The organism is Lacicoccus alkaliphilus DSM 16010 (genome assembly GCF_900142805.1).
GTDB lineage: Bacteria > Bacillota > Bacilli > Staphylococcales > Salinicoccaceae > Lacicoccus > Lacicoccus alkaliphilus.
In genome coordinates, this window is sequence record NZ_FRCF01000008.1 from 50,400 (window position 1) to 74,517 (window position 24,118).

General features: G+C 51.7%; 22 protein-coding genes, 1 tRNA gene and 1 riboswitch. Of the genes, 6 read left to right on the forward strand and 17 right to left on the reverse strand.

Annotated elements, in window-relative coordinates; all coding sequences use genetic code 11:
* Nucleotides 1-9: 9 nt before the first annotated feature.
* Together BUA12_RS09260 and BUA12_RS09265 are read right to left on the reverse strand one after the other, a co-directional pair.
* Nucleotides 10-741 carry a small-conductance mechanosensitive channel gene (locus BUA12_RS09260; protein ID WP_072710327.1) on the reverse strand — a complete coding sequence of 244 codons (732 nt, stop codon included), beginning with the start codon at nt 739-741 and terminating at the stop codon, nt 10-12.
* 43 nt (nt 742-784) lie between these two features.
* Nucleotides 785-1,498, reverse strand: a complete 714-nt coding sequence (locus BUA12_RS09265) for a DUF5058 family protein (RefSeq protein WP_072710328.1) — start codon at nt 1,496-1,498, stop codon at nt 785-787.
* A 298-nt stretch (nt 1,499-1,796) separates the two neighbouring features.
* Between BUA12_RS09265 and BUA12_RS09270 the strand changes: the two genes are divergently transcribed.
* The gene (locus BUA12_RS09270) at nt 1,797-3,407 is read left to right on the forward strand and encodes a PucR family transcriptional regulator (protein WP_072710329.1); all 1,611 of its coding nucleotides are present in this window, start codon (nt 1,797-1,799) and stop codon (nt 3,405-3,407) included.
* Nucleotides 3,408-3,481: 74 nt separating this feature from the next.
* Here the strand turns inward: BUA12_RS09270 and BUA12_RS09275 are convergent, their stop codons facing one another.
* Entirely contained in the window at nt 3,482-4,255 is a 774-nt protein-coding gene (locus BUA12_RS09275) for a formate/nitrite transporter family protein (RefSeq protein WP_072710330.1), read from the reverse strand.
* A gap of 230 nt (nt 4,256-4,485) precedes the next feature.
* Between BUA12_RS09275 and BUA12_RS09280 the strand changes: the two genes are divergently transcribed.
* Nucleotides 4,486-4,558 (forward strand) — tRNA-Ala (locus BUA12_RS09280).
* 69 nt (nt 4,559-4,627) lie between these two features.
* Here the strand turns inward: BUA12_RS09280 and BUA12_RS09285 are convergent.
* The 5 genes from BUA12_RS09285 to ade all read right to left on the reverse strand — a co-directional run bounded on the left by BUA12_RS09285 (nt 4,628) and on the right by ade (nt 9,092).
* On the reverse strand, nt 4,628-5,314 hold the full coding sequence (locus BUA12_RS09285; protein ID WP_072710331.1) for a phosphoribosylaminoimidazolesuccinocarboxamide synthase: 687 nt from the start codon (nt 5,312-5,314) through the stop codon (nt 4,628-4,630).
* An 88-nt stretch (nt 5,315-5,402) separates the two neighbouring features.
* Nucleotides 5,403-6,170, reverse strand: a complete 768-nt coding sequence (locus BUA12_RS09290; protein ID WP_072710332.1) for an ABC transporter permease — start codon at nt 6,168-6,170, stop codon at nt 5,403-5,405.
* Nucleotides 6,167-7,045, reverse strand: a complete 879-nt coding sequence (locus BUA12_RS09295; RefSeq protein WP_072710333.1) for an ABC transporter ATP-binding protein — start codon at nt 7,043-7,045, stop codon at nt 6,167-6,169. The genes BUA12_RS09290 and BUA12_RS09295 overlap by 4 nt, the downstream gene beginning before the upstream one ends.
* A 1-nt stretch (nt 7,046) precedes the next feature.
* Nucleotides 7,047-7,244: a PLDc N-terminal domain-containing protein gene (locus BUA12_RS09300; protein WP_072710334.1), complete on the reverse strand. Its 198-nt coding sequence runs from the start codon at nt 7,242-7,244 to the stop codon at nt 7,047-7,049.
* 30 nt (nt 7,245-7,274) lie between these two features.
* Nucleotides 7,275-9,092, reverse strand: coding sequence for an adenine deaminase (gene ade / locus BUA12_RS09305; RefSeq protein ID WP_072710335.1), 1,818 nt, complete (start codon nt 9,090-9,092; stop codon nt 7,275-7,277).
* Between the two features lie 189 nt (nt 9,093-9,281).
* Here ade and BUA12_RS09310 point away from each other — a divergent pair, with 189 nt between their 5' ends.
* Together BUA12_RS09310 and BUA12_RS09315 are read left to right on the forward strand one after the other, a co-directional pair.
* Nucleotides 9,282-9,779, forward strand: a complete 498-nt coding sequence (locus BUA12_RS09310) for a DUF1189 family protein (protein WP_072710336.1) — start codon at nt 9,282-9,284, stop codon at nt 9,777-9,779.
* Nucleotides 9,780-9,803: 24 nt separating this feature from the next.
* Nucleotides 9,804-11,078 carry an MFS transporter gene (locus tag BUA12_RS09315; protein ID WP_245772797.1) on the forward strand — a complete coding sequence of 425 codons (1,275 nt, stop codon included), beginning with the start codon at nt 9,804-9,806 and terminating at the stop codon, nt 11,076-11,078.
* 54 nt (nt 11,079-11,132) lie between these two features.
* Here the strand turns inward: BUA12_RS09315 and BUA12_RS09320 are convergent, their stop codons facing one another.
* A complete protein-coding gene (locus tag BUA12_RS09320; RefSeq protein ID WP_072710338.1) occupies nt 11,133-12,653 on the reverse strand; it encodes an FAD-dependent monooxygenase in 1,521 nt (506 codons plus the stop codon).
* A 245-nt stretch (nt 12,654-12,898) separates the two neighbouring features.
* Here BUA12_RS09320 and BUA12_RS09325 point away from each other — a divergent pair, with 245 nt between their 5' ends.
* Together BUA12_RS09325 and BUA12_RS09330 are read left to right on the forward strand one after the other, a co-directional pair.
* Nucleotides 12,899-13,675 (forward strand): gluconate 2-dehydrogenase subunit 3 family protein, encoded by a 777-nt coding sequence (locus tag BUA12_RS09325; RefSeq protein ID WP_072710339.1) that lies wholly within the window; start codon nt 12,899-12,901, stop codon nt 13,673-13,675.
* Nucleotides 13,676-15,433, forward strand: coding sequence for a GMC family oxidoreductase (locus BUA12_RS09330; RefSeq protein WP_072710340.1), 1,758 nt, complete (start codon nt 13,676-13,678; stop codon nt 15,431-15,433).
* A gap of 28 nt (nt 15,434-15,461) precedes the next feature.
* Here the strand turns inward: BUA12_RS09330 and BUA12_RS09335 are convergent, their stop codons facing one another.
* From BUA12_RS09335 to BUA12_RS09370, 8 genes are all read right to left on the reverse strand, one after another.
* Complete coding sequence (locus BUA12_RS09335) at nt 15,462-15,941, reverse strand: peptide-methionine (S)-S-oxide reductase (RefSeq protein WP_072710341.1); 480 nt, start codon at nt 15,939-15,941, stop codon at nt 15,462-15,464.
* 52 nt (nt 15,942-15,993) lie between these two features.
* The gene (gene acsA, locus BUA12_RS09340) at nt 15,994-17,679 is read right to left on the reverse strand and encodes an acetate--CoA ligase (RefSeq protein ID WP_072710342.1); all 1,686 of its coding nucleotides are present in this window, start codon (nt 17,677-17,679) and stop codon (nt 15,994-15,996) included.
* A 37-nt stretch (nt 17,680-17,716) separates the two neighbouring features.
* Complete coding sequence (locus tag BUA12_RS09345; RefSeq protein ID WP_072710343.1) at nt 17,717-18,445, reverse strand: ABC transporter ATP-binding protein; 729 nt, start codon at nt 18,443-18,445, stop codon at nt 17,717-17,719.
* Nucleotides 18,446-18,455: 10 nt separating this feature from the next.
* Complete coding sequence (locus BUA12_RS09350) at nt 18,456-19,235, reverse strand: ABC transporter permease (RefSeq protein WP_245772802.1); 780 nt, start codon at nt 19,233-19,235, stop codon at nt 18,456-18,458.
* Nucleotides 19,236-19,321: 86 nt separating this feature from the next.
* Nucleotides 19,322-20,332 carry an aliphatic sulfonate ABC transporter substrate-binding protein gene (locus BUA12_RS09355; protein ID WP_072710344.1) on the reverse strand — a complete coding sequence of 337 codons (1,011 nt, stop codon included), beginning with the start codon at nt 20,330-20,332 and terminating at the stop codon, nt 19,322-19,324.
* Nucleotides 20,333-20,348: 16 nt separating this feature from the next.
* A complete protein-coding gene (locus BUA12_RS09360) occupies nt 20,349-22,145 on the reverse strand; it encodes a PLP-dependent aspartate aminotransferase family protein (RefSeq protein WP_072710345.1) in 1,797 nt (598 codons plus the stop codon).
* A 74-nt stretch (nt 22,146-22,219) separates the two neighbouring features.
* Nucleotides 22,220-22,330: riboswitch (SAM riboswitch) on the reverse strand.
* A 326-nt stretch (nt 22,331-22,656) separates the two neighbouring features.
* Nucleotides 22,657-23,109, reverse strand: coding sequence for an RDD family protein (locus BUA12_RS09365; RefSeq protein WP_245772798.1), 453 nt, complete (start codon nt 23,107-23,109; stop codon nt 22,657-22,659).
* Between the two features lie 46 nt (nt 23,110-23,155).
* Nucleotides 23,156-24,022 (reverse strand): LysR family transcriptional regulator, encoded by an 867-nt coding sequence (locus BUA12_RS09370; RefSeq protein ID WP_072710346.1) that lies wholly within the window; start codon nt 24,020-24,022, stop codon nt 23,156-23,158.
* Between the last annotated feature and the right edge of the window lie 96 nt (nt 24,023-24,118).

Below are 24,118 nucleotides of genomic sequence, written 5' to 3' on the forward strand. Positions count from 1 at the left end.
CTTCTCCTGTTACTGATTGACCCTTTGCCTGTCATCTTTCCTCTTTTCAAAGTAATAAATCAGAGCGATGGTGAGCGCCACCGTCGTTAAGATCTTCAACAGGGACGGCACCGGCGAGAAGAAGACAAGCAGGCCGATGACCAAAGCAATTCCACCGTACGTCGGTGTCCTGAATGCAAACTGCCCCAGTACTGCACCGAAAATCGCCGGAAGTACAAATTGGAATGACCCTTGGATCGATTCCGGAACCAGCGTGATGACATACGCCCCTCCAAGCACCGTCGCCAATATCACCACCGTGTTCGTCAGGGAGGCCAGCGATATGCCCAGCACCCCCGCGATTTCAGCTTTTTCCGTCCCCGGTTCTGCACCGACTGCTTTCTGGGCCGCCGATGAGGAGGGCAGACATAAATTCGCTATGTTGCCTGACAGGAATGCTATGTATGTCCCTGCAACCCCGAGCACCGGAAAGTAGGTGATCGGTTCTATGAACCACAGCACCCCTATGAAGGCCGCATACCCCAACAGCCCTCCAAGAATCGGCCCCCAGCCCGGATGTGCACCGACGACAAATGATAAATACATCGGCAGGGATATTGAAGCGATGATGACCAGCAGTAAAGTGAGCCTCCCCCAAAAGTGCGATTTATTGTGGAATGATTCCATACCGGTCATGGCATTGACGCTTGATTCAACACTGAGTTTACCGGCTGCTGTATTACTGACATTTTCTAAAGCCATATTGATTTTTCCCCCTTTTAATAAATACACCCACTCCTGACAGTCACATCAACGTCGTCATCAAAGATCCGCCCACCATACCGAAAACCATGGAGATCCCAAGTGACCATTCCCTCAACCAGCTGATATTTGTCCTGTCTGCAACTTTCATGATCACTACCATGATCGTCAACGATACGACTGCTGCGACTGCATAGTTGAGGCCGTTGACCATCTGTTCTGTAAGCAGATAACCGAATGCACCCAGCATGGCTGCCAGTGATACCACTGCCATCACCTTCGGGTTTTTCTTACGGACCTTGCTTTCAGTCTTGCCCAGCGACTTCGTAAAGAACAGGGTGAACAACAGCCAGCCCATCCCACCAAGACACATCGTCCAGACCATGGTGGTGAAGGCCTGCATGTTGAAGCCATCCCCTCCCAAATCCACTCCGAAGGCATTCGCGCCGATCTGTGCCGCTGCGGTTTCGGTGGCTGCCGATCCGACGATTCCGATCCTCATCAGTGTAATGGGTGAACCCAATAAGGCAAGCAGCGATATTATGACGATTGCTATACCGAATGATGGACCGATGGAACTGATGAAACCCGTCCTTGCCGCCCTTTTCACTTCCTCCTGATTCAACCCCGCAGCCGGAGCCGCTTCTTTGGCGATTCTATAGAAGATGATTGCCTGAAAAATGACCATGCCGATTATAAATAAAGCGATGATCCATAACACAGGACTGTTTGCCAAGCTCATTACTTCTCCTGTCATATCTTTTCCCCCTCAAATGATTGATCCCTTTGTGAATCCGCTTACAAATACGAATGAAAATAGTGATGATGCATGCAAGTTGGACACAGTGTCGTTGATTCATGCAATGTCTGTTGTCATTCTCCTCTCCCCTTTTTCTCTGGTTGGATTTTCCTACAATAAAATGATTGAATTAAATGTATTGCAGGTGTTTTTCACAGTATAATACGAATTATATTGTACAAATGTACAAAAATAAGGTAGTATTTTGTATATTCTTATAAGTCAGATTACTTTTATGACATGGAAGGTGATGCAGATGGATATCAATCAGTTGAGGGAAATTGAAGTGTATAGAAAGACCAATGTACTTGCAGGGGAAAGCGGCCTGTCCAATGAAGTGCTCAATGTTACGATTACAGATGCACCGGATGCATTCCCCTGGTACAGGACGGGGGATTTCATCGTCACCACAGGATACCCTTTTACAAGCAACAAGGATTGGAAAGAAGGCCTATGGGACTTTTTGAATGAAGTAGTGAAAAGGGGAGGTGCCGGGATAGGTATTAAAATGGGAAGGTATATCCCCTATCTCCCGGATCGTGTCATAAAGTTTGCGGATCAAAATCATTTTCCCATCCTTGAACTGCCGGGGGAACCGTCGTGGACTGACATCATTGTGCCTGCCATAACCGAAATCAATAAACAGCAAAAATATGAGCTGGAAATGACCCATAAGGTTTATAAAAGATTTCAGACCCTCCTGAAGAACGGCAGCAGTCTGGAAGAACTCGCCGAACTGCTTGAAAATTTCATGGACTGCCCTGTCACGATTTATATCCGGGCATTCAACCTTATAGTGAACACTTCCGGAGTGGAGCTTTCACAAGGGAAGGTCGAGGAGATCATTTCCGGGATCACTGCAGCCCCGGACCATACCGCGAGGACCATCTACACTCACAGGGAGGACTTCACCGTCAGATGGAATTACAATGCAAGCCGCCTCGTCAGCACAGTCTTCGTATGGGGACTCAACGCACCACTCAGTGCCTGGAAAAAGGCCGCTTTGGAACAGATGGCCATCATCACCTCCGTTGAAACGGAGCGGCTGCGGACGATCGCGAATACATATCAGCATTTCCGCAATGATTTTCTTGATACCCTGCTCAGTGAACACACTTTGAAGCGTGAGGTGATATTAAGGCGTGCCAAAGAAGTGGATTGGGAAATGAAAGACCGTTATAAAGTTGTGATTTTGGACTGTCCGGAGGACAACACTAATGAAGGCGACCTTCCGGAGTCCCAAAGAAAATTGAACATATTGGGTGACTTCACCAATGAATTGCGTTGGCTGCTGCCGAAGACATTGACCGGCCTCGATTCACAAAATCATCTGATCCTGCTTGTCACCGAAGATGTGGACGAAGGGACCATATCGAAGAATTTGAAATTGATGGCTGAACGGCTGAAAATCAAAATAATAGTTGGGGGGCTGGGCAGAACCTCAGAGCTCGAGTCTTTGAATTCCAGCTATAAAGAAGCCCTCCTGGCATTGAAAGTCGCTGAGACGGAGGCGCAGGGAGCCCCCCGGAAGGACATGCAGTTATGGATGAGTGATTTCGCCCGTTTGGACGTGGAAAGAATTTTGTTTTCAGAGGACCCGAGGTCCGAGTCCGAGAAGCTGGTCAAGGAATACCTCCATAAAGTGATAGAGTATGATGAAAAGAATGGCGGGGAAATCCTCACCACATTAAAAACCTTCATCAATAACAATGCAAATTATGATGCGACGGCCAAAGTGATGTTCGTACATAAAAACACCGTCAGGTACAGGATCAATAAAATCAGAAAGCTGACGACCCTGGACCCGGATAAGATGAAAGACCTCATGCTGCTCCAGCTTGCAGTGACGGCCCATGACCTCGGTTAGCATCATAACGGCGGTCAACCAATGGAAAAGGCCGGTTCAAAACCGGCCCGCCATCAGTATGATCACCTTCATATTCACTTCTTCGGCCTGCTCAAATAGTAGTAGATCCCCGACACGAACACTGCGCCGCCGATGATGTTACCGATCGTGACCGGAATGAGGTTATAGAAGAACCCGCCCATCGTCACCGCCTCAACGTCGCTGTGCAGGAGTGCGATGCTGAGTATCGACATGTTCGCTATGCTGTGTTCGAAGCCGGCTGCGACGAATGCAAAAATCAGCACGAACACCAGTATAAGCTTTGCCGCGTCCCCTTTTGCCCGTACAGAGGTCCAGATGGCCAGACAGACGAGCCAGTTACACAGTATCCCCTGAACAAGCAGGTTCATGAATCCGTCATTCATCTTGCCGGCTGCCGTCGCCACGGTGAATCCGTCCATACTGATGTCCGACAATATGCCGCTGAAGAGAATCAAGTATGAAAATACCACCGCCCCGATGAAGTTGCCGAGATAGCACCAGATCCAGAGCATCATCGTATCTTTCCATGTGGTCACTTTTGACAGGGCACTGAATGCCATGATCATCACATTACTCGTGAATAATTCAGAACCGCCCCATATCACTATCGCCAGCGCCACACCGAATGTGATGCCCGTGATGAGGTTCACAAACGGTGAATCCACTGCATAGAGCGGCCCGCCCATGAAGAAGAGCACGATCACCCCGACACCGATATACGCACCTGCCAAGATGGAAGCGACAAGGTACTTCATCTTCGAATCGTTGTACATGCCCAGTTTATCCAGCGCCTTGTCATTCATCCCGTCAATCGTTTCCTTGTACATGATTTCCCTCCTCTGCATCCGTCAACACGTTTGATATCAAATCAATGATCAGACGTATATGACGCCTGCAAAATCCACTCATTTGTGAATAGCGTAACATAATATTATGATGCGCATCAATCCAACCAGTCCGGCAGACCTTTGGAGGGGGCCTCATTTAATCAAGTTGTAAAAATGACCATTGAGTTATATGTAAAAATGTTCTACAATATAGTCTATAAAGAGATTCCGGGGCCATAGCTCAGCTGGGAGAGCGTTGCGCTGGCAGTGCAAAGGTCAGGGGTTCGAACCCCCTTGGCTCCATAATATTCAAATACGTCCATCCTTTTTTGAAAATGAAAAAGGATGGATTTTTTCATCCATCCTCAAACGCTATTCACTGAACAGGTACTCGCCAATTTTTAAAGGATCGACAGCTTCCCCGGCTTTGAAGACACGCATGTTCCCGCCTGAAAGTTCATCGATCAGCAGGATTTCCCCCGTTTTCAGATCACGCCCGAATTCCAGCTTGATATCGTAGAGTTCGAGACCCTTCTGCGCCAGTTCATCTTTGATGAGCCCACTGATCTTCACCGTGAGGTCCACCACCTTCTTATATTCACCCGGCTGCAGTATCCCGAGTGCTTCAAGCGCCGCCTCATTGATCAGCGGGTCCCCGCGTTCGTCGTCTTTAAGCGTCGTTTCCACGTAAGCCGGCAGCTCTCCGCCCTCTTCAATGTAATCCCCGTAGCGGCGGATGAAGCTGCCCACTGCTCTGTAACGGCAGATCACTTCCAGCCCTTCCCCGAACACGGAGATTTCTTTCACGCGCATTTCACGTGCCTCTGCATCGGCATCGATATAATGCGTCGGAATATTTTCCGCATTGAACTTCTCAAAGAAGAAGCTCGTCATTTTAAGCCCCGCTTCACCGGAACCTTCCACCGTCAGGCCGACCTGGTTTTCACCCGGGTCGAAAACCCCGTCCTTACCGGTCATATCATCCTTGAAATACAGGACGGTGTCTCCATCCTCATTCCGATAAACATCTTTCGTCTTTCCTCTGTAAATCAAATCCATATATATGCCACCTCATCTGATAAGTTACTTCCCATTATAATCATTTTCATGAAAAATGGGAAAATAAAATTGCAGTTCACCTGTCATCCTACATCTCCACATTATTGAAGATGAAGATCGATGCACCAATCATTATAAGAGTGGCAGCGATTGTGACGATGACGGAAGGCACCACCTCTCGGGCTTCAAGCTCCCCGGTCAGCAGTTCCATATTGCTGCTGATGAGGTATTGCGGCAGATATTCCGCGACATCCGGATGGATGCCCGCGATCACCATGATGATGACCACCGCAAGCATAGTGATCAGCACCCCTGCAAAACTTGATTTTAATATTGCAGAGGCCGCCATGATCACACTGATGAGGAAAATCCCGAACAACCACGTCAGAGCGAATGCTGCAATGAGATGCTGAACTTCATCCTCCCAGTAATATATCGTGTACAGGTACGTGATCAATGCACCGGTGATATAGGCTGCAGTCCACACCATCACCGCAAACGCTGATTTCACCAGAATGATGTTATATTTCTTAAGCCCTTTTGTGACCAGGTTGACCAGCGTCTTCCCGCTGAATTCATGCGTCATAATGTTACCGAAGACGATGACGAGGATGACCAGGCCCATCTGGTTGGCATTGCTGAAAAACTGGGCGTACGAATCGAATGCAGATACAGGCGGCAGATCAATGGTGATTCCTGAATCTTCCATGACTGCCTCCAATATATCAGGCATGAGCAGGGCCGTGAGGGGACTTACGACCCCCAGGATCATGAAGACGATGATCAGCGCAAACAGTTTGAAATTCCTGATGTGTTCGACCATTTCCTTTTTGAACAATGCAGCGGCCTGGTTCATGAAGTCACCTCCAGATAAACATCCTCGAGCGTTTTTCTCTCCCTCACGAGATGGTCCGGATAAATCTTATGGGTGTTCAGCAGCCGGTACACTGTTTCGATCGGGAGGCCGGTGACCCGGTACTTGTTTTCATCCAGACGCTCCAGGGGCAATTCACCTGAAAGCACCTCATATTCTTCGGGCATCAGTTCCACTACGATGCCCTTCTCACCCAATGCCTCTTTCTTCAAATCGATTTCCTTTCTGATCTTTCCTTCATATAAAATGCCGGCCTTATCACAGATGCGTTCCACATCCGTCAATATATGCGTGGAGAAAATGACGGTCGTTTCACCTTTGATCTGTTGAAGTATATTTAAAATCTCTCTGCGTCCTTTTGGATCCAGCGCACTCGTCGGTTCGTCGCAGATCAGCAGTTTCGGTTGATTGATCAGTGCCTGTGCGATGCCGAGTCGCTGTTTCATGCCCCGTGAATATGTTTTGATCCTGGTTTCAACGCCCTGAAGTCCGACAAGGGCCAACAGATGATCGATACGCTCTTTTTGTCCGGACTTTCTAATATCCGTGATTTCAGCACATAACTTCAAGTATTCTTCAGCATTCATGTAAGCGTAAAACTCGGGCACATCAGGCAGAAATCCGATGTAGCGGTTGGTCGCCGTGTGCCCGAACGTGACTTTCTCCCCGTTTACATGAATTTGCCCTGCATCCTGCTTCAGCAGTCCGAGCACCATCTTCATCGTCGTGGTTTTACCTGAACCATTGCTGCCGATGAAGCCGTAGATCGTATTCTCTTCGACCGAAAGGTCCAAGCCGCTGATCACGTCATTTTCCCTGAAAGATTTGTGGAGATCATCAATCTGCAGTATGTTCATATCATCGGCGCTCCAGAACGAAATACAGTATCGGCCCGACCAGGTTGAACAGGATGATGATGATGATCCAAGCCATCTTATTCATATACCTGAATGTGTTTTGCCTGACCGCCATGACGAGCGCTGTGATCATCAGGATCATCTGAAGTGCAATGAGCGGCAGCAGAAATGGCAGCAATTCGTTGATTTCATTGTTCATTTTCTCTCCCCCGATATGATATTTTCATGATCACCCAATAAATAATGGAACAATTTCAAATCCGCTGTCCGTAATTCTGACGAGCCCTTTATCCGAGAGACGGATCTCAGGGATGACGACCAGCGCGAGTAAGGATAACGTCATGAAGGCATAGTTCAAATTACAGCCGGCTTTCTCCAGTGCTTCAGAAATGTCCCGGGACTGCTCTGCAACTTCTTCAAACGGTGCATCGGATATCAGCCCTGCGACACGGAGCGGCAGCCGGGCTTCGCCGGATCCGCTCACCACGGCAATGCCGCCCTGCATGCGGACCACCCGGTTCGCCGCTTCTGCCATTTTTTCACGATCATTGCCGATGACCATCAGATTGTGGCTGTCATGTGCAACAGTGGTCGCGATTGCAGCCGGCGTCTTGAAACCGAGGCCCTGCAGGATGCCGAAAGCCTGGTTGCCGTTCTTTCCATGACGCTCGATCACCGTCATATAACTTAAGTCGCCTTCAAGCTGAAGTTCTCCGTCCACACTCCTCACATCGAGGTGGCGCTCTTTCGTCCCCACCTGATTTTCAATCAATTGGATCGCACGGACTTTATGCTGTGCACCTTCAGGCACTTCCATCCTGAAATCATCTGCAGTGAACGTTTTGCCTATATGTACGGAATTCACCGCTTCCTCCGACAACGGATGGCTGGAGACTTCTACAGTCATCTCTCCGTTTTCCGCAACGACCTTTCCTGCAGCAATCGTCATGCCGACATCCACTTCCGCAAGGCTGCCCTCCAGAATGACGATATCTGCAAACCTTCCGGGTGCTATGACACCGACATCACCGGAGACACTGAACCGTTCTGCCGTATTGAGCGTGGCCATCTGTATCGCTGTGACCGGCGGCACACCCTGCTGTATGGCATGGCGGATGACAAAATCCATATGCCCCTCTGCAATCAGGGACTCCGGACTGCGGTCGTCCGTCACCAGCATCATGCGCCTGGTGTCGAGCCCTTGTTCCGTAAACGCTTTGATCGGCTCTTCCACATCGAGCCACGCAGAACCTCTTCTGAGCTTTGCATACATGCCGAGCCGGATACGCGCCGCAACATCCTCAGCCGTCGTGATTTCATGGTCGCCGCTGATGCCCGCTGATGCATACGCCGACAACTTTGCGCCGTCTTCTGCCGGCCATGTATAATGACCGTCCGCAACTTTGCCGTTCCTGATCGTCGTCTCAAGGATCGACATCATCTTATCGTCACCGTAGACGACACCCGGGAAGTTCATCACTTCCCCGAGCGCATTCACATCGTCCCCCCATGAGAAAGCTTCCGCCACTTCGTCCGGGCCGATTTCAGCACCGTTCGTCTCGAACTTGGCATCTGTCGACGGGACCGAGGACGGCACCTGCATGTAGGCAGCCATCGGTGTGCGGCGCGCTTCTTCAAGCATATATCTGAGGCCCGGGAGCCCGAGGACATTTGTGATTTCATGCGCATCGAAGAAACCGCCCGTCGTTCCCCGTGGCATGACCGCCCTGGAGAACTGGGCAGGCGTGAGCTGCGTACTTTCTATATGGCAGTGGCCGTCAAGGAAACCCGGCGCCACATACCTGTTCGCCGCGTCGATGATTTCCGTGTCCTCACCGGTAGTATGGGTGGCGTCATTCCCGACATACGCAATCCTCGAATTTTTTACAGCGATATCGGTGGCAGGCAGAACCTCCCCGGAAATGACATTGACAAGCTTGGCATTTTTAATCACCAGTGTCGCTGCCTCATCCCCTCTTGCCACTGCCGCCAGTTCCCTTATCGATTCCGCCCTCGGCGGCCTTTGGAATCCTTCAACTTCTTTCATTTCCATCTGCTCCTTTACCGTGATTGAATCATCGTTTCCAATCATTTTACCATCAATCAGCCGACGCACACAGGCAAATCGATTGGAATAAAGCGATTATAAAGTGGTATAATTCAAAAAGCTTATATACATTTAAAAGCATTCACCTTAAACTTGAATATTGCTGTATATTAACGGAGGATTGAACGAATGGGCATTCTGCACGTCTTGAAACTGAGCCTCGCGGCACCGTCCCGACGGGCTGTTTTCCAACTGAACCGCGTGAAGACCAAACATTTTTTCGGATACATATTGTTACTTCTTTTACTGATATTCCTGCCAAACGGCCTCCAGCTCATCGCCGATTCGGTGAACAGCGGAAGGTTTGCACAGGAATATCTGATCATACTGATACTGTACCCGTCACTCGTCATACTTTTCGGCATTCTGGCGGTCTCGCTGCTTGCATCGCTCGGCCTGCTGTTCAGGCGGCTGACCGGCAGGAAGCTGGTCTATCCCCTCCTGTGGAGGATGACTGTGTATGCCCTGACATACCCCGTCATCATCTTCACCATTTTTGAGCTGTTGGACGTCACCTTCCCATATATGAGTCTGCTGTTGTTGATTTTATTCATCCTCATATTCTTCAGGATGATCCTCGTCTACCCGAAAGCCCGGAAAAGGACAGATAATAATGAAGCAACTTAAATAACAATGAAGGTGGAGAGTGTCATGAAAGCAACTGATGAAACAATCCAGGTCTATATGGATTCACCGGAGAAGCGGCAGCAATTATACAGGCGGACTTTGATCATCGTCGTCATCTCCCAGATTTTCGGCGGCGCCGGCCTTGCGGCAGGCATCACCGTCGGTGCACTGCTTGCCGGGGAGATGCTCGGGACGAATGCACTTGCGGGGCTGCCGGCAGCATTATTCACATTGGGTTCTGCAGGGGCGGCATTCGCAGTCGGGAGATTGTCGAACCGCTTCGGCAGACGCACGGGACTCGCCGCAGGCTTCATCACCGGAGGCGTCGGCTCCCTCGGTGTCGTCATTGCCGCCGTGACCGGCAGTATATTCCTGCTGTTCCTCTCCCTCCTCATTTATGGGGCGGGGACGGCGACCAACCTGCAGGCACGATACGCAGGGACGGATCTAGCGACGAAAAAGCAGCGCGGCACCGCAGTCAGCATCGCCATGTTCTCCACTACGTTCGGTGCTGTAGCGGGGCCGAACCTGGTGGATGTCATGGGCAGATTCGCACGCTCCCTTGGGATCCCCGAGCTCGCCGGGCCCTTCATCCTGGCCGCTGCGGCATTCCTGATTGCAGGATTGGTCTTATTCATCTTCCTGCGCCCCGACCCGTTCCTCATCGCCCTGAAACTCAATGAACACAGAACCGTCCCCGACACAGATGAATTACAGGCTTCCGGGGCAGTGAACAGAAGAACCATCGCAACCGGCGCTGTCGTCATGGTATTGACCCAGGTCGTGATGGTCGCCATCATGACGATGACACCGATACATATGGGCTACCACGGTCATACACTGCAGGCCATCGGCATGGTCATCGGCTTCCATATTGCTGCAATGTATCTGCCTTCGCCGCTCACAGGCATCCTGGTCGATAAGCTCGGACGCCCCTTCATGGCCGTGGCAGCAGGTGTGACACTACTTGCTTCGGGTCTTGTTGCAGCCTTCGCACCGGGCGGGTCGGTCCTTCTGATGACATTGGCACTCATCCTGCTCGGACTCGGCTGGAACTTCGGACTGATCAGCGGCACGGCGATGATCGTCGATTCGACCGGGCCGGCGAACCGTGCCAAAACACAGGGGACTGTGGATGTCTTCATCGCTCTCGGCGGCGCTTCCGGCGGTGCAATGTCCGGCATGGTGGTCGCGGGCGCCGGCTTTGAAATCCTGTCACTCACCGGCGGCCTCCTTTCCCTGATACTCATCCCGATCATACTCAGGACCATAAAAGAGAATAATGGTGCAGCAGGTTAAAAACACACCCGGGTTGAAGACAGCTTCAACCCGGGTGTTCATATTTCCATACTTTCATCCGTCTTTGCCTCCGGAGAGGCCCCGAATCCGGTAATCCGCCAACATGGTGCGTATGGCATCGGGATTTTCATGCTTTGCTGCGGCAGAAATATACCCGTCCGGCCGCACCAAATATATTGAGTCTTCCTCTATTCCTGTACCTTTCATAGATTCATCCCACGGCATATGAAAGACTGAAAGGCACGCTTCATCCGCAAGCCTCTCCACCTCTCCCGTCAATTTCCCATAGACGTGGATCTGCCAGTCGAGGGATCTGAGCGGCCGGTGGTTGTTCACTTCGCCCCGCCCGGTCCAGGGCAGACGGTCCCCGCCCTTCACTTTCCCGGCTTCTCCCGCACTGAGCCCGCTCTCCTGATATTCGATGTGGATCTGGGAAAGCGTCCTGAACAGCCTCGCCTTCATATTATCGAAGCGCAGGAGGCGCGGGATGAAGACGGGGATCACAAAGTTCCTCAAATGCTGCTTATTCACCATGAACCTGAACAACCGGTCCGTCGTGTTCAAAAGTGTACGGGCAAATTTGATGCGTTCCGCTTCATAAGTGTCGAGAATCCCCTCTGCCGCTCTCCCTTTTAAAACCGCGCTCAGCTTCCAGGCCAGATTCACCGCATCACCGATACCGGTGTTCATCCCCTGGCCGCCGGCAGGACTGTGGACATGACCGGCATCACCGACCAGAAAGACACGCCCCCTCCTGAATGATTCAGCCACTCGATGGTGCGAGCGGTAGGCAGAGTACCAGTTCACTTTTTTTATTTTCACCGGGAGTATATTCTCTGCGTGAGCCCTCATCCCTGAAAAATCGCGGGGCGCCTCCCCGTCCGCCATGTATTCATCGGGGATCACGCCGATGAGCCTGACCTGACCGATCGTCCTGATGGGAAAGCCCAGGCAGAAGTTCTCATCACGGAAGCCGATGGACGGACTTTCCATCAACGTCTCACTTTCAACATCCGCCACAAAGAACACCGGGTGGTATGTGCCGCCGGCAAATTCTATATCCAGTGCTTTCCGTACAGTACTGGAGGCACCGTCACAACCGCAGATGTAGGCGTACTCTTCAGTCACGGTGCCGCCCGGCGTCTCTATCTCGGCCTCCACCACCTCTCCGTCATCCCTGAAATGCTTCAATTCATGACGCCATCTGACCTCATGTCCCGCTTCATTCAATGCATCGACCAGTATCCTTTCATGCACATCCTGGGGCAGGATGAGCACATAAGGGAATTCACTCATCTCCCGGCCGATCAGACCCATGGGAATTTGAGCCATATGGTTTTTATTTTTGAAGAAATTGACTTCATTGACGATCATTCCGTTGATCACTATCTTATTGACGATACCCAGCTGCTCATAGAGTTCAAGCGTTCTGGCCTGGATGGCCATTGCCCGCGAAGTGGTTCCGGGCCCCTCATCCCTGTCTATGATGGTGAACGGTGTGCCCTGCCTGCTCAAAGAGATCGCAAGGGCAAGCCCGCTCGGCCCGGCGCCGGATATCAAAACCTTTTTTTCCATAGTCATGCCTCCTGTAATTCTGTCGTATATCATCCGCAGCCATTCTTACTGTATCCATACCCTTCGTGCGTGGATATAAGGCCCGGGACGCCGAAATATATGAGGCAACACAGGGAAAATCGACTGACACTCATGATCCACCCCCAAAAAATTTTGACAATTATGTGAAATAGCTATAAAATTCAAGTATATAGAAAAGTCTTTATTTTCATTTTATATCAATAGATGACGGGGAGGGTTTTTTGATGGCTGATGAAGAGAAAAAGTTTTCAAGACGTGATTTCCTTAAGACTTCCGGGGTTGCGGCAGGCGGCATCGTGGGTGGTGCCATGTTCGGCGGTGTGGTCGGCAGCCTGTATACTTCGGATCAGGAGACGGATACGGCGGATCAGGAGACAGATACGGAAAGCTCACTGACGCATGGCGCACCCCTTGATGATGCCCGGACTTATTTCAGCAGGCGTGAAGATTTCGAAACACTCGCGGCTGCGACTGAAGTGATATACCCTGAGGATGATAACGGGCCCGGCGCAATCGAGCTGGGGGTGCCTTATTTCATCGACAGGCAATGCAATGAATTCTGGGGCAGGAACGCCAGGGAATATATGATGGGGCCGTATGATTATACTGCCTCGTCAACGCATGGTTACCAGGCTAAGATCACACGTGCCGAAATGCTGCTCAACGGTGTACGCCGTTTGCGTGAAGTCAGTCAGGAAGATCATGATGACGAATTTTATGACTTGGATGAAGATACGCAGATCGGCATCCTCGAGGATTTTGAAGCCGGCGACGTCGAAGTGCCGGGAGCGGCCGGGGGCGATTTCTTCAGCCTGCTGCGCACCATGACGATCCAGGGTGTTTATGCGGATCCGGTTTACGGCGGCAACCGCGATTACGGCGGATGGCGGATGATCCAGTTCCCGGGGCCGCGCATGGGATGGATCAATGAAATCGAGTCGGAGGAGTTTCAGGAAATCGAGCCTGAAGGCCTGCGTACGTACCAAGGAGGAGGAATGTAGATGGCTGAAGAACTGGATAGAGTGGATGTCGTCGTCGTCGGTACCGGATGGGCCGGCGGTGTGGTCAGTGCAGAACTCGCGAAAGCAGGTAAAGATGTCGTTGCCCTCGAAAAAGGTGAGGAAAAAGTCCGCAGCGACTATATTGGTGTAAAAGATGAACTGAGGTTCGACAACCGCTATGACATCATGCAGAACTTGAGGGGCGACACCGTCACTTCAAGGAATGAAGTCGATGAAACGGCACTGCCGATCCGATCACCGCAGACGATGCAGATCGGTATAGACACCGGCGGTGCGAGCGTACACTGGGCGGGTGCGACTTACAGGTACTGGCCCTATGAATTTGAAATGCGCAGCCAGACCATCGACCGTTACGGTGAAGATAAAATCCCTGAAGATATGAACCTTCAGGACTGGGGCATTACATACGAAGAGATGGAGCCCTATTATGAACAATGGGAATACATGGCGGGCATTGCTGGTGAGCAGGATCCGCTGGCACCGGAACGCAATCAGCCATGGCCGAACCCGCCGATGATGGAAACACCGTCACTCAGGCTGTTCAAGGAAGCGGCAAGCAACCTCGGTCTGCATCCTTATCAGCTCGCTGCAGGAAACATGACGGAGAACTATGAAAATCCGGACGGTGAAGTGCTCAACACATGCATGTACTGCTCCTACTGTACAAGGCACGGTTGTGACTTCGATGCAAAATCGGACCCGATTGCGACAGTGATCAAGACGGCCAACCGTCATGATAATTTCGAATTGAGGCACAAGGCGAACGTACGCCGCGTGCTGTATGATGAAGATGAAAATATGGCGACAGGTGTACTCTACGTGGATGAGAATACAGGGCTGGAATATGAGCAGCCTGCAGATGTCGTCGTCCTTGCCGCGTTCGCATTCGCAAACAACCGTCTCCTCATGCTCTCGGGCATCGGGGAACAGTATGATCCGGAAACAAGGGAAGGCACACTCGGCCGTAACTTCAACGGTCAGTACAACCATGCTTTCCACGGTGCAACCGGGTACTTTGAAGATGAACAGTTCAACCTCTACATGGGGGCCGGTGCCCTGGGTGCAACACTGAGTGATTATGCAGCGGACAACTTCGACCACAGCGACCTCGATTTCCTTGGCGGCGGTGCCATCGAACTGAGGCAGTACGGCTTTGCCGCAATAACCAGCAGCAACAATGTGCCCGGTGACACACCAAACTGGGGCAGGGAGTATAAAGATGCCTCCCTGCATTATGCATACCGCACCTTGACGATCTGGTACACGTCGAATGCCATGTCCTACTGGCACAACTACGTAGACCTTGATCCGAACTATACCGATGAATACGGCGATCCGCTGCTGCGTGTCACCTATAAATTCGGTGACAACGAAAGGAACATCGCCGAGTTCGGCATTGAAAGATGTACAGAAATCATGGAAGAGATGGGCGCGGATACAGTAGAATCCGGGTCCGTGCCGGATGAGTTCAACCATGTCTACAGCGGTGGACACTATACAGGCGGTGTGGTCATGGGGGACGACCCTGAAACTTCGGTCGTAAACAGCTACCTGCAGATGTGGGATGTCGACAACCTGTTCGTCGTCGGCGGCTCCGCCTTCCCTCAGCACGGCGGACACCACCCGACACCGACGATCGGTGCACTGGCCTACCGTGCCGCTGAAGGTATACAGATGTACATGGATGAGGAAGAAGGTCAGCTCGTCCAGGCTAAAAACAGAAGGAATATCACCTGATCATGAACAGCAAACCCCCTTTGAACAGTCAAAGGGGGTTTTTATATTTATTCAATAGGTTTACCGGGATATGGCAGTAGTCGTCCGGGTGCTTATCAAGCCGGTCCTGGTGTGTTTCGGCGCTTTTCACGTAGTTTTCAAGGGGCCTCACTTCCACAGCAATCCGCTCATGGTCGCACCGTCCCTTCAGAAAGGCTTCGGCCTGCTCAAGATGTTTTGGATCTTCGCTGTAGAAGCCCGTCCTGTACTTCTCCCCGACATCCTCCCCCTGCCGGTTCACACTGTATGGATCGATGATTTCGAATAAATGACCCATCAAATTTTCAACAGTGGCCGCATCGGGGTCAAATACCGTTTTCACACATTCCGCATAGCCGTCATATTCACCCTCAAGTGAACTCGTCCTGCCATTCGCCCTGCCGGCTTCCGTCGACACGACTCCAGGCAGTGTCTTTACGAAGGCCTGGACACCCCAAAGGCATCCGCCGGCGAGATATACTGTTTCCAAGCTCTTTCCCCCTCATCAAATGAACATCTCCCCGCTGCGGGGAGATGTCCCATTATAATGTATGCTTCACTGCAGATTTCTCAATTTCCATCTGCTTCAGTTCCCGCCTCAGTATTTTGCCGCTGATCGTCGTCTTCGGCAGCTCATCCATCACTTCAATTTCTTTCGGTGCAAGATGCGCCGCAAGGTTGTTCCTGACGAATATCCGGATCTCCTCAAGCAGTTCCGCCGTCTCCTCGAAACCTTCCCGGAGGACGATGAAAGCTTTGACGATTTCTCCGCGGACCGCATGAGGTTTGCCGATGACGCCCGCCTCCTGTATCGCCGGGTGTTCAATCAGTTTGCTTTCCACTTCAAACGGCCCGATCCGCTCCCCTGAGGAATTGATCATATCATCGTCCCGGCTCTGGAAGAATACATAGTCTTCCTCATCCTGATAGGCAAGGTCACCTGATAAGTACCATCCTTCATATTTGAAGTAGGAGTCGAATTTATCCTTGTTCCCCCATATTTCCTTCATCAGCCCCGGCCACGGCGTCCTCACCGCAAGCTGCCCGGTTGTGCCGCGGGGCACGACTTCCCCGGCCTCATCCAGTATGCCGACTTCGATGCCCGGGAACGGCCGTCCCATCGATCCAGGCTTTATCTTCTCCCCGGGCAGGTTGACGATCAGATGTGCGCCGGTTTCCGTCATCCACCATGTATCATGGATCCTGACGCCGAGCGCCTCCCAGGCCCAGTAGATGACTTCGGGATTGAGCGGCTCGCCGACGCTCAGTATATGCCTTAACGAGGACAAGTCATAGTCTTTCAGGACATCGCCCTGTGATAAAAGCATCCTGAAAGCGGTCGGTGCACTGTACCAGATCGTCACCTTGAGCTCCGCAATCAGTTTGTACCAGTGCTCGGCCTTGAAGCGCCCGCCCTGTATCACGACCGTCGCACGGTTCAGCCACGGTGCAAACAAGCCGTATACGCTGCCCGTCACCCATCCGGGGTGGGAGGTGCACCAGTAGACATCATCATCTTTGATATCGAGCACCCATTTACCCGACTCGTACTGATGCGTCACCACCCGGTGGGCATGCAGCACACCTTTCGGTTTGCCGGTCGAGCCGCTTGTATAGTGGATCAGCATACCGTCTTCTGCTTCCATCCACTCCGTATACTCCTCTCCGTCCTCCCGGAAAGGCGCCGCCTCGATATCTTCTGCGTAAAGGATCGTTTCAAGTGAAGGTATGTCGGTTTGCGGCACCCGCTCCACCATGTCCTTATCCGTGATGAGGAGTTTCGCATCACAGTCATTCATCCTGTCACGCACAGCATCCTCCATGAATGCCTCGAACAGCGGGCCTGCGACCGCACCGATCTTTATCGCAGCAAGGATCGCTATGTAACACTCCGGTGTTTTCGGCAGGAAGACGAACACCCTGTCACCTTTCACGATGCCGTTCTCTTTCAAAATCCGGGCATAGTGGTCCGTCTTATCCTTCACCTCTTTAAAAGTATAGCTGATTCTTTCATCACCGTTCACATAATGGAGGGCCGTCTTGCTTCCATAACCGTCATCGACATGCCTGTCGATCGCCTCATGGGCCATGTTCAAAAGCCCCGTCTCTTTGAAGCTCAAGTCCGCTCCGGCATCTTCCCATTTGAAATCCTTACGCACTTCCGAATAATCCGGGAGGTTATGATCCCCGGCCACCGGTTCAATGATTTTCAGCTGTTTTAAAGTCACAATAAAAACTCCTTTACTGAGGTTATGCACTCATTGCTTAAACCCTGCTCAAATCCAGGCTGTTCAAAATTTCCGTCTTATATTCCGCCAGTTCACTGCTGCCCCTGTGGCGCGGGCGCGGCGCATCAAGTGTGATCTCACGTCCAACCCGGCCCGGCCGGTCTTTTAAAATGACGATTTTATCGCACAGGTAGGTCGCCTCTTCTATGTCATGAGTGACCAGGACGATCGTCGTCCTGTATGCTTCCCAGATTTTCAGCAGCAGGTCCTGAAGCTGCATTTTGGTGAAGGCATCGAGCGCACTGAACGGTTCATCCAGCAGAAGCACTTCAGGGGATGTGATCAGTGCACGGGCAATGGCGACACGCTGGGCCATGCCGCCGGACAGTTCTTTAGGGTAAAGGTGTTCACTGCCCGCGAGGCCGACATCCCTCAAGTATTTCTTCCCGATTTCGTCCTTCGACGCCTTGTTGCCTTTCAGGCCGAACGTGACGTTCTCCATCACGTTCAACCATGGCATGAGGCGCGGTTCCTGAAAAATGAATCCTGTGGAGTCTTCGACCTGCCTCGATACTTCCCCGTTGATTTCAACTTCGCCCCGGTATCCGTCATCAAGACCTGAAATCGCTCTGAGTACAGTACTTTTTCCGCAGCCGCTCGTTCCGAGCAACCCGACGATTTCCCCCGGACCTGCTTCAAAAGAAACATTTTTAACAGCCTCGCTGCCGTTGAAGGACCGGGAAATGTTATTGATTTTCAAACTCATCTGACCCCTCCTAAGCTTTTACAGCATTATCCTGCCAGTGCAGGGATTTCTGTTCCACGATTTTCAAAAGCCAGTCGGATAACTTACCGACGATCGCAAAAAGGATGATGCTTGCCAAAATCGTTTCAGGTGACAAAGTGTTCTGGCCGAGTACAAGCAGATAGCCGAGGCCTGAACTGGCACCCATGAGTTCGGCCGCCACCACGAACATCCACCCGAGGCCGAGGCCGCTCCTGAGACCCGTCAGAAATGACGGGAGTGAGGCGGGCAGTATGACACGCCTGATCAGCTCGAATGTATTCAGGCCATACATCTTCCCGACTTCTATCAGTTTCCGGTCGACACCATTGATGCCGCTGACGACGTTCAGGTACACCGGGAAAAAGACACCGACAGATATCATCGTGACTTTCGATGGTTCACCGATACCCATCCACAGGATGAATAAAGGCACCCATGCAAGGGAGGGGATCGAACGGAAAGCCTGTATCATCGGATCGAACAGCTGCTCCGCTTTCTTATAGAAGCCGACGACCGATCCGAGCAGGACCGCAAATGCCGTACCGATCAGGAATCCGATGAATACCCTGTACACGGTGATCCCGACATGTCCCCACAGGCTGCCGTCAGCCGCCAGGCCTGCGATCGTGTCCAAAATGACCGTGGGCGCCGGCAGCTGATAAGAAGGGAAAACTTCTGCACGGCTCAGCAGTTCCCAAGCAATGATGAGGATGATGGGCAGCAGGCTTCCGAGCAGCACAGGCTGAAGCCTGGCCTTCTGCGATTTCAATCCAGTCTTGACCTGCGGTCTGGTTTCATTCAGCCCGCCCGCCGTCAATTCGGAACTCTTCTTCACTAAAATCACTCCGTTTCACTCTAATTCGAAGATTCTATTGTGCCTTCTGCAAATGATGGATCAATCAGGTCATCCGTCAGCTGTTCCACATCGATATCCGCTCCGATGGCATCGGAATCCTGGAGTATCCTGCCTGCTTCCGATACTGATTCATGATGGTCCGCACCCGGCACCGGGTTTGAGAAGTCGTTTCTTTCAAGCTGCTTTTCAGCAACCGCCCGATCGATCTGTGCTTCTTCCATCAATATTTCGGCCGCTTCTTCAGGGTTTTCCTGTATCCATTCCCTCGCCTTTTCGTACACTTCAATCACACGGCCCACATGTTCAGGGTATTCTTCTGCGAACTCTTCCCTGACATTCAGAAAACCGTAAGTGTTGAAATCTGTATTCCTGTAAAACAGCTCTGCACCTGAATCGACTTCAAGGCGTGCCATATGCGGATCAAGTCCGGCCCATGCATCCACTCCGCCGTTGTTCAGCGTCGTTGCCCCGTCACTGTGCTGCACATTGACGATTTCCACGTCATCCTGACTCAAACCTTCTTCGGCCATGGCCCTCAACAGGAATATGTAAGGGTCCGTACCGAGCGTTGCAGCGACTTGCTTACCCTCCAGATCTCCGATCGAATCGATGTCCGAATCTGCACTTTTGACGAGTGCCGTCCATTCCGGCTGGGAGTATATATATACATTTTTGATCGGTGCGCCGTTCGCCTTGGACATCAGTGCGGCCGCACCTGCGGAAGATCCAAAATCGACGCTGTTGCTGTTCAGGAATTCGAGCGCTTTATTGCTCCCGTGACTGAGCGTCCATGAAACATCGATGCCGTCTTCTTCAAATTCCTCTTCCGCCCATCCGAATTCTTTCAGCACCAGGCTCGTCGGTGAGTAGTAGGCATAATCCAGCCTGATCTCTTCCGGCCCTTCTGCCGTGTCCGAAGATTCTGCTGTATCGGAAGAACACCCTGCCAGCACCATGAGTGTCGCCAGGGCCGTGAATAATCCAAGTTTTCCAGATGATAGTTGCTTCATTTCAGTTCCTCCTCAATTAAATTTCACATGCATATGTGGATATGGTGCCGCGCAGACGCTGTGCTTCCTTGTATGTGCATCGGTTGTGGACCACCTGCAGGCCGCCGTCCCTGGCGATATCGGCCGCCTCCGGTGAAATGACGCCTTCCTGCAGCCAGAAGACTTCAGGGTTCACTTCGAGTGCCTCCCTTGCGATCCCTATCGCCGCTTCCGGGCTTCTGAACACCTGGACCACGTCGATCTTCTCAGGCACGCTCTTCAAATCGGGATATGCCTTTTCACCGAGTATTTCAGTCTCCCTCGGATTGACCGGGATGATCTTATAGCCGAGCCTCTGCATCTTCCTCGCGAGCCTGTAGCTCGGACGTGATTCTTTGCCGCTGAGACCGACGACTGCCAATGTCTTCCGGCGCGTCGTTTCTTCACCGTTCTCCGTCACTTTTTCCGTCGGGGTGTCCAGTATCGATTTGATGACACCTTCATCATTGATGACGATCTCTTCCGCTTCTCCCGTTTCGATGCCGGTCGCCTTAACAAGCGCCTGGCTCAAATCATTCTGTATATCCCTGATGGATTCGATGCCGACCGACAGGCGTACGAGTTCTTCGTATACACCCGTTTCATCCAGCTGTTCCTTCGTCATCTGCTGGTGCGTCGTTGAAGCCGGATGGATGATCAGTGATTTCGCATCACCGACGTTTGCCACGTGGGACCAGAGCGCCACATTGTCGATCAGCTGCTTACCGGCTGCCTTCCCGCCTTTGATGCCGAATGTAATGATCGAGCCGAATCCGTTCCTCAAGTTCTTCTTCGCAATTTCATATGAAGGGTGCGTTTCAAGACCCGGGTAGTTCACCCACTCGACCGCCGGATGCTCCGTCAGGAACTTTGCCAGTTCTTCTGCGTTCTCGTTGTGGCGTTCCACACGCACGTGCAGTGTTTCAAGCCCCTGGATCAGGTTGAATGCGTTTTGCGGACTGAGGGAAGCTCCGAAGTCACGGAGCAGCTGCACCCGGATTTTAGTACTGAATGCGAGTGTGCCGAAGTCCACCGCGTAACGTATTCCGTTATAGCTCGGGTCCGGTTCCGTGAATTCCGGGTATTTCTCGGTATTCCAGTTGAAGCGGCCGCCGTCGACGACCACACCGCCGATGGAAGTCCCATGGCCGCCGATCCATTTCGTGGCGGAATGGACGACGATGTCTGCACCAAGCGTGATCGGCTTGCATGTATGCGGTGTGGCGAAAGTGTTATCGATGATGAACGGCACGCCCGCCTCGTGGGCGATGTCCGCCACAGCCTCTATATCGAGCACCTGCAGCCCCGGGTTGCCGATGGTTTCACCGAATACCGCTTTCGTCTTATCCGTGATGGCCTTCCTGAAGTTTTCAGGGTCCGTCGGGTCGACGAATTTCACGTTGATGCCGTAGCGCGGCAGCGTCACGGCAAACAGGTTGTATGTACCGCCGTAAAGGTTCGATCCGGCGACGATTTCGTCACCTGCACTTGCGAGGTTCAGGATGGACAGCGTGATGGCAGACATCCCTGAGGAAGTCGCAACGGCCGCCACGCCTTCTTCAAGCAGCGCCATACGTTTTTCGAACACTTCCACAGTCGGGTTGCCGATGCGTGAATAGATGTTGCCCGGCTCATCAAGTGAAAACAGGCTTTCCGCGTGATCTGTGTCGTGGAAGACGTATGAAGTCGTCTGGTAGATCGGCACCGCCCGCGAACCCGTCGTCGGATCCGGCGCCTGACCACCGTGCAGTGATAAAGTTTCCAGATCGTAAGTAGAATTATGTGTATTTGACATGTCCATTCCTCCAAATTTATTATGAATTAAAAAAAGCCCTCTTCTGTGTATAAGAAGAGCGCCTTCGTTACCTCCTCTTATCTTTCAGGATTTGAATCCTGCTGGAATTGGCACCTTTTCAGACACATCTGCCTGATGGTTGCCGGGCGTCACAGGGCCAGTCCCTCCGCCTCTCTGGATAAGTCGATCATTCAATTTTAAATGCATACCTTGAAACTATGATTATCTGTAATGCATATTACGATACTATGGATCACCTTATTTGTCAAAACATTTTTCATATTCCATATATAAAAATAATTCCATCATTTAATTATGCCGCCGTGCGCCGCGGAACGACCATGGGCTGATGCCAGCCCCAAATAAAAAATCCCTCCACGGGCCGTGGAGGGATGCACATAGTATTGCCAGCCAACTGAAATACTGTCCGTTTTATTTCACAGGATGCTGAAGTTGACCGATTTCCGGTGGATTCGTGATGCGCCTAAGTTGGAAAACCTAAAAAATCATTCTACGCCCTGCCGTAGATCACTTTCGTCTTGGCGATCAGGTCATGGATCGATTTCTTGTCTTCACGCAAACCGATCATGAATGCTGAAACGATTATGCCAATGCCGAGTGTCACGGCATAAAGCAGTCCGACGAGGAATTCACGTATGACCATCGTCAAGAAGTTCACTTCACTGCCGTCATCACGCACAATCCGTATGCCCAGCGCCCATTTTCCGAGTGTATGCCCGAACCAGAGTACAGGTACCAGCACAAAATACAGGATCATCAAAGCACTTTCTCCTGCCTGTACTGCGGCACTCTGCGTGTCGAGTGAAAAAATGAGTATCAGAAAATACACCACACCCGCCATGAACAGCCCATCTATTAACCGGGCACCCAGTCTGATCCAAAAACCGCTTCTTCTTTCCATCATCTGCCTCCTTGAATAGTTCACTTCATTCTTCACTTTCATGAACCTTACCACGTTAAACGCCCGGGGAGCAACCGCACTTCATATATCAACTGATGTTGTTTTCTTTATATTCGTTCACTGTCTCGATGAATTTATTCATGGACGCAGTCAAAAATGCATCTTTATGCCAGATGAAATCCGTGGATATTTCGCTGTATTGATCCGGCAGCTCATAGCCGTACAATTCTTCTGCCGAGAGGGATGCGGCTACTGTAGAGACCGGCACCAGACTGATGCCAAGCCCGGATTTCACACTGCCGATGATTGTCTCGAGCGTTCCGAACTCCACGATCTTTTCACCTTCGACACCTTCATCACCCAGCCACCGCTCCAGGTTTCTGCGATAGTTGCACCCCTCTTTGAACACCAGCATCGGCTTCTCCTTCAGATCATCGAGGCTCGCTCCACCGTCACTCGACACAAGCACGAGCTGCTCCTGGAAGAGTTCAGCCTTATGGATGGCGGGATGCCGGCCGAAACCGGAGACGAAGGCACAGTCGAGTGTCTCATCGACGACTTTGGCGGCAACCTTCGCAGTGACATCACTGTCGATGGAGAGTGACACATCCGGGTAAAGCCCGCGGAACATCGATAGGATTTCCGGCAGCTTTGTAATGGTCTCCACCGTCCCGATATTCAACCGGCCGGAAGGCTCTTCGGTATCGTGGAAAGCTTTATTGATGTCATCCATCGTTTTGATGATCCGCTCTGCATAGACCTGCAACTTTTCGCCTTCCGAAGTGAGCCTCGTCCCTTTGCTGTGACGTGTGAATAATTGAGTGTCGAGCTCCGCCTCGAGGGCTTTGATGCGCGCTGTCACATAAGACTGCACGTAGTTCAACGATTTGGCCGCACGGCTGATGCTGCCGTGTGCCGCGACACTTTGAAAAATCCTCAGATCTTTGAATTCCATCATACCGCCCCGTTCGTATCATTTGAATAACAGTATACACGAGACCGGTTTCAGGAAGATATTAAAAAGGCTGCAGGCAGTGGGATCCCTGCCGCA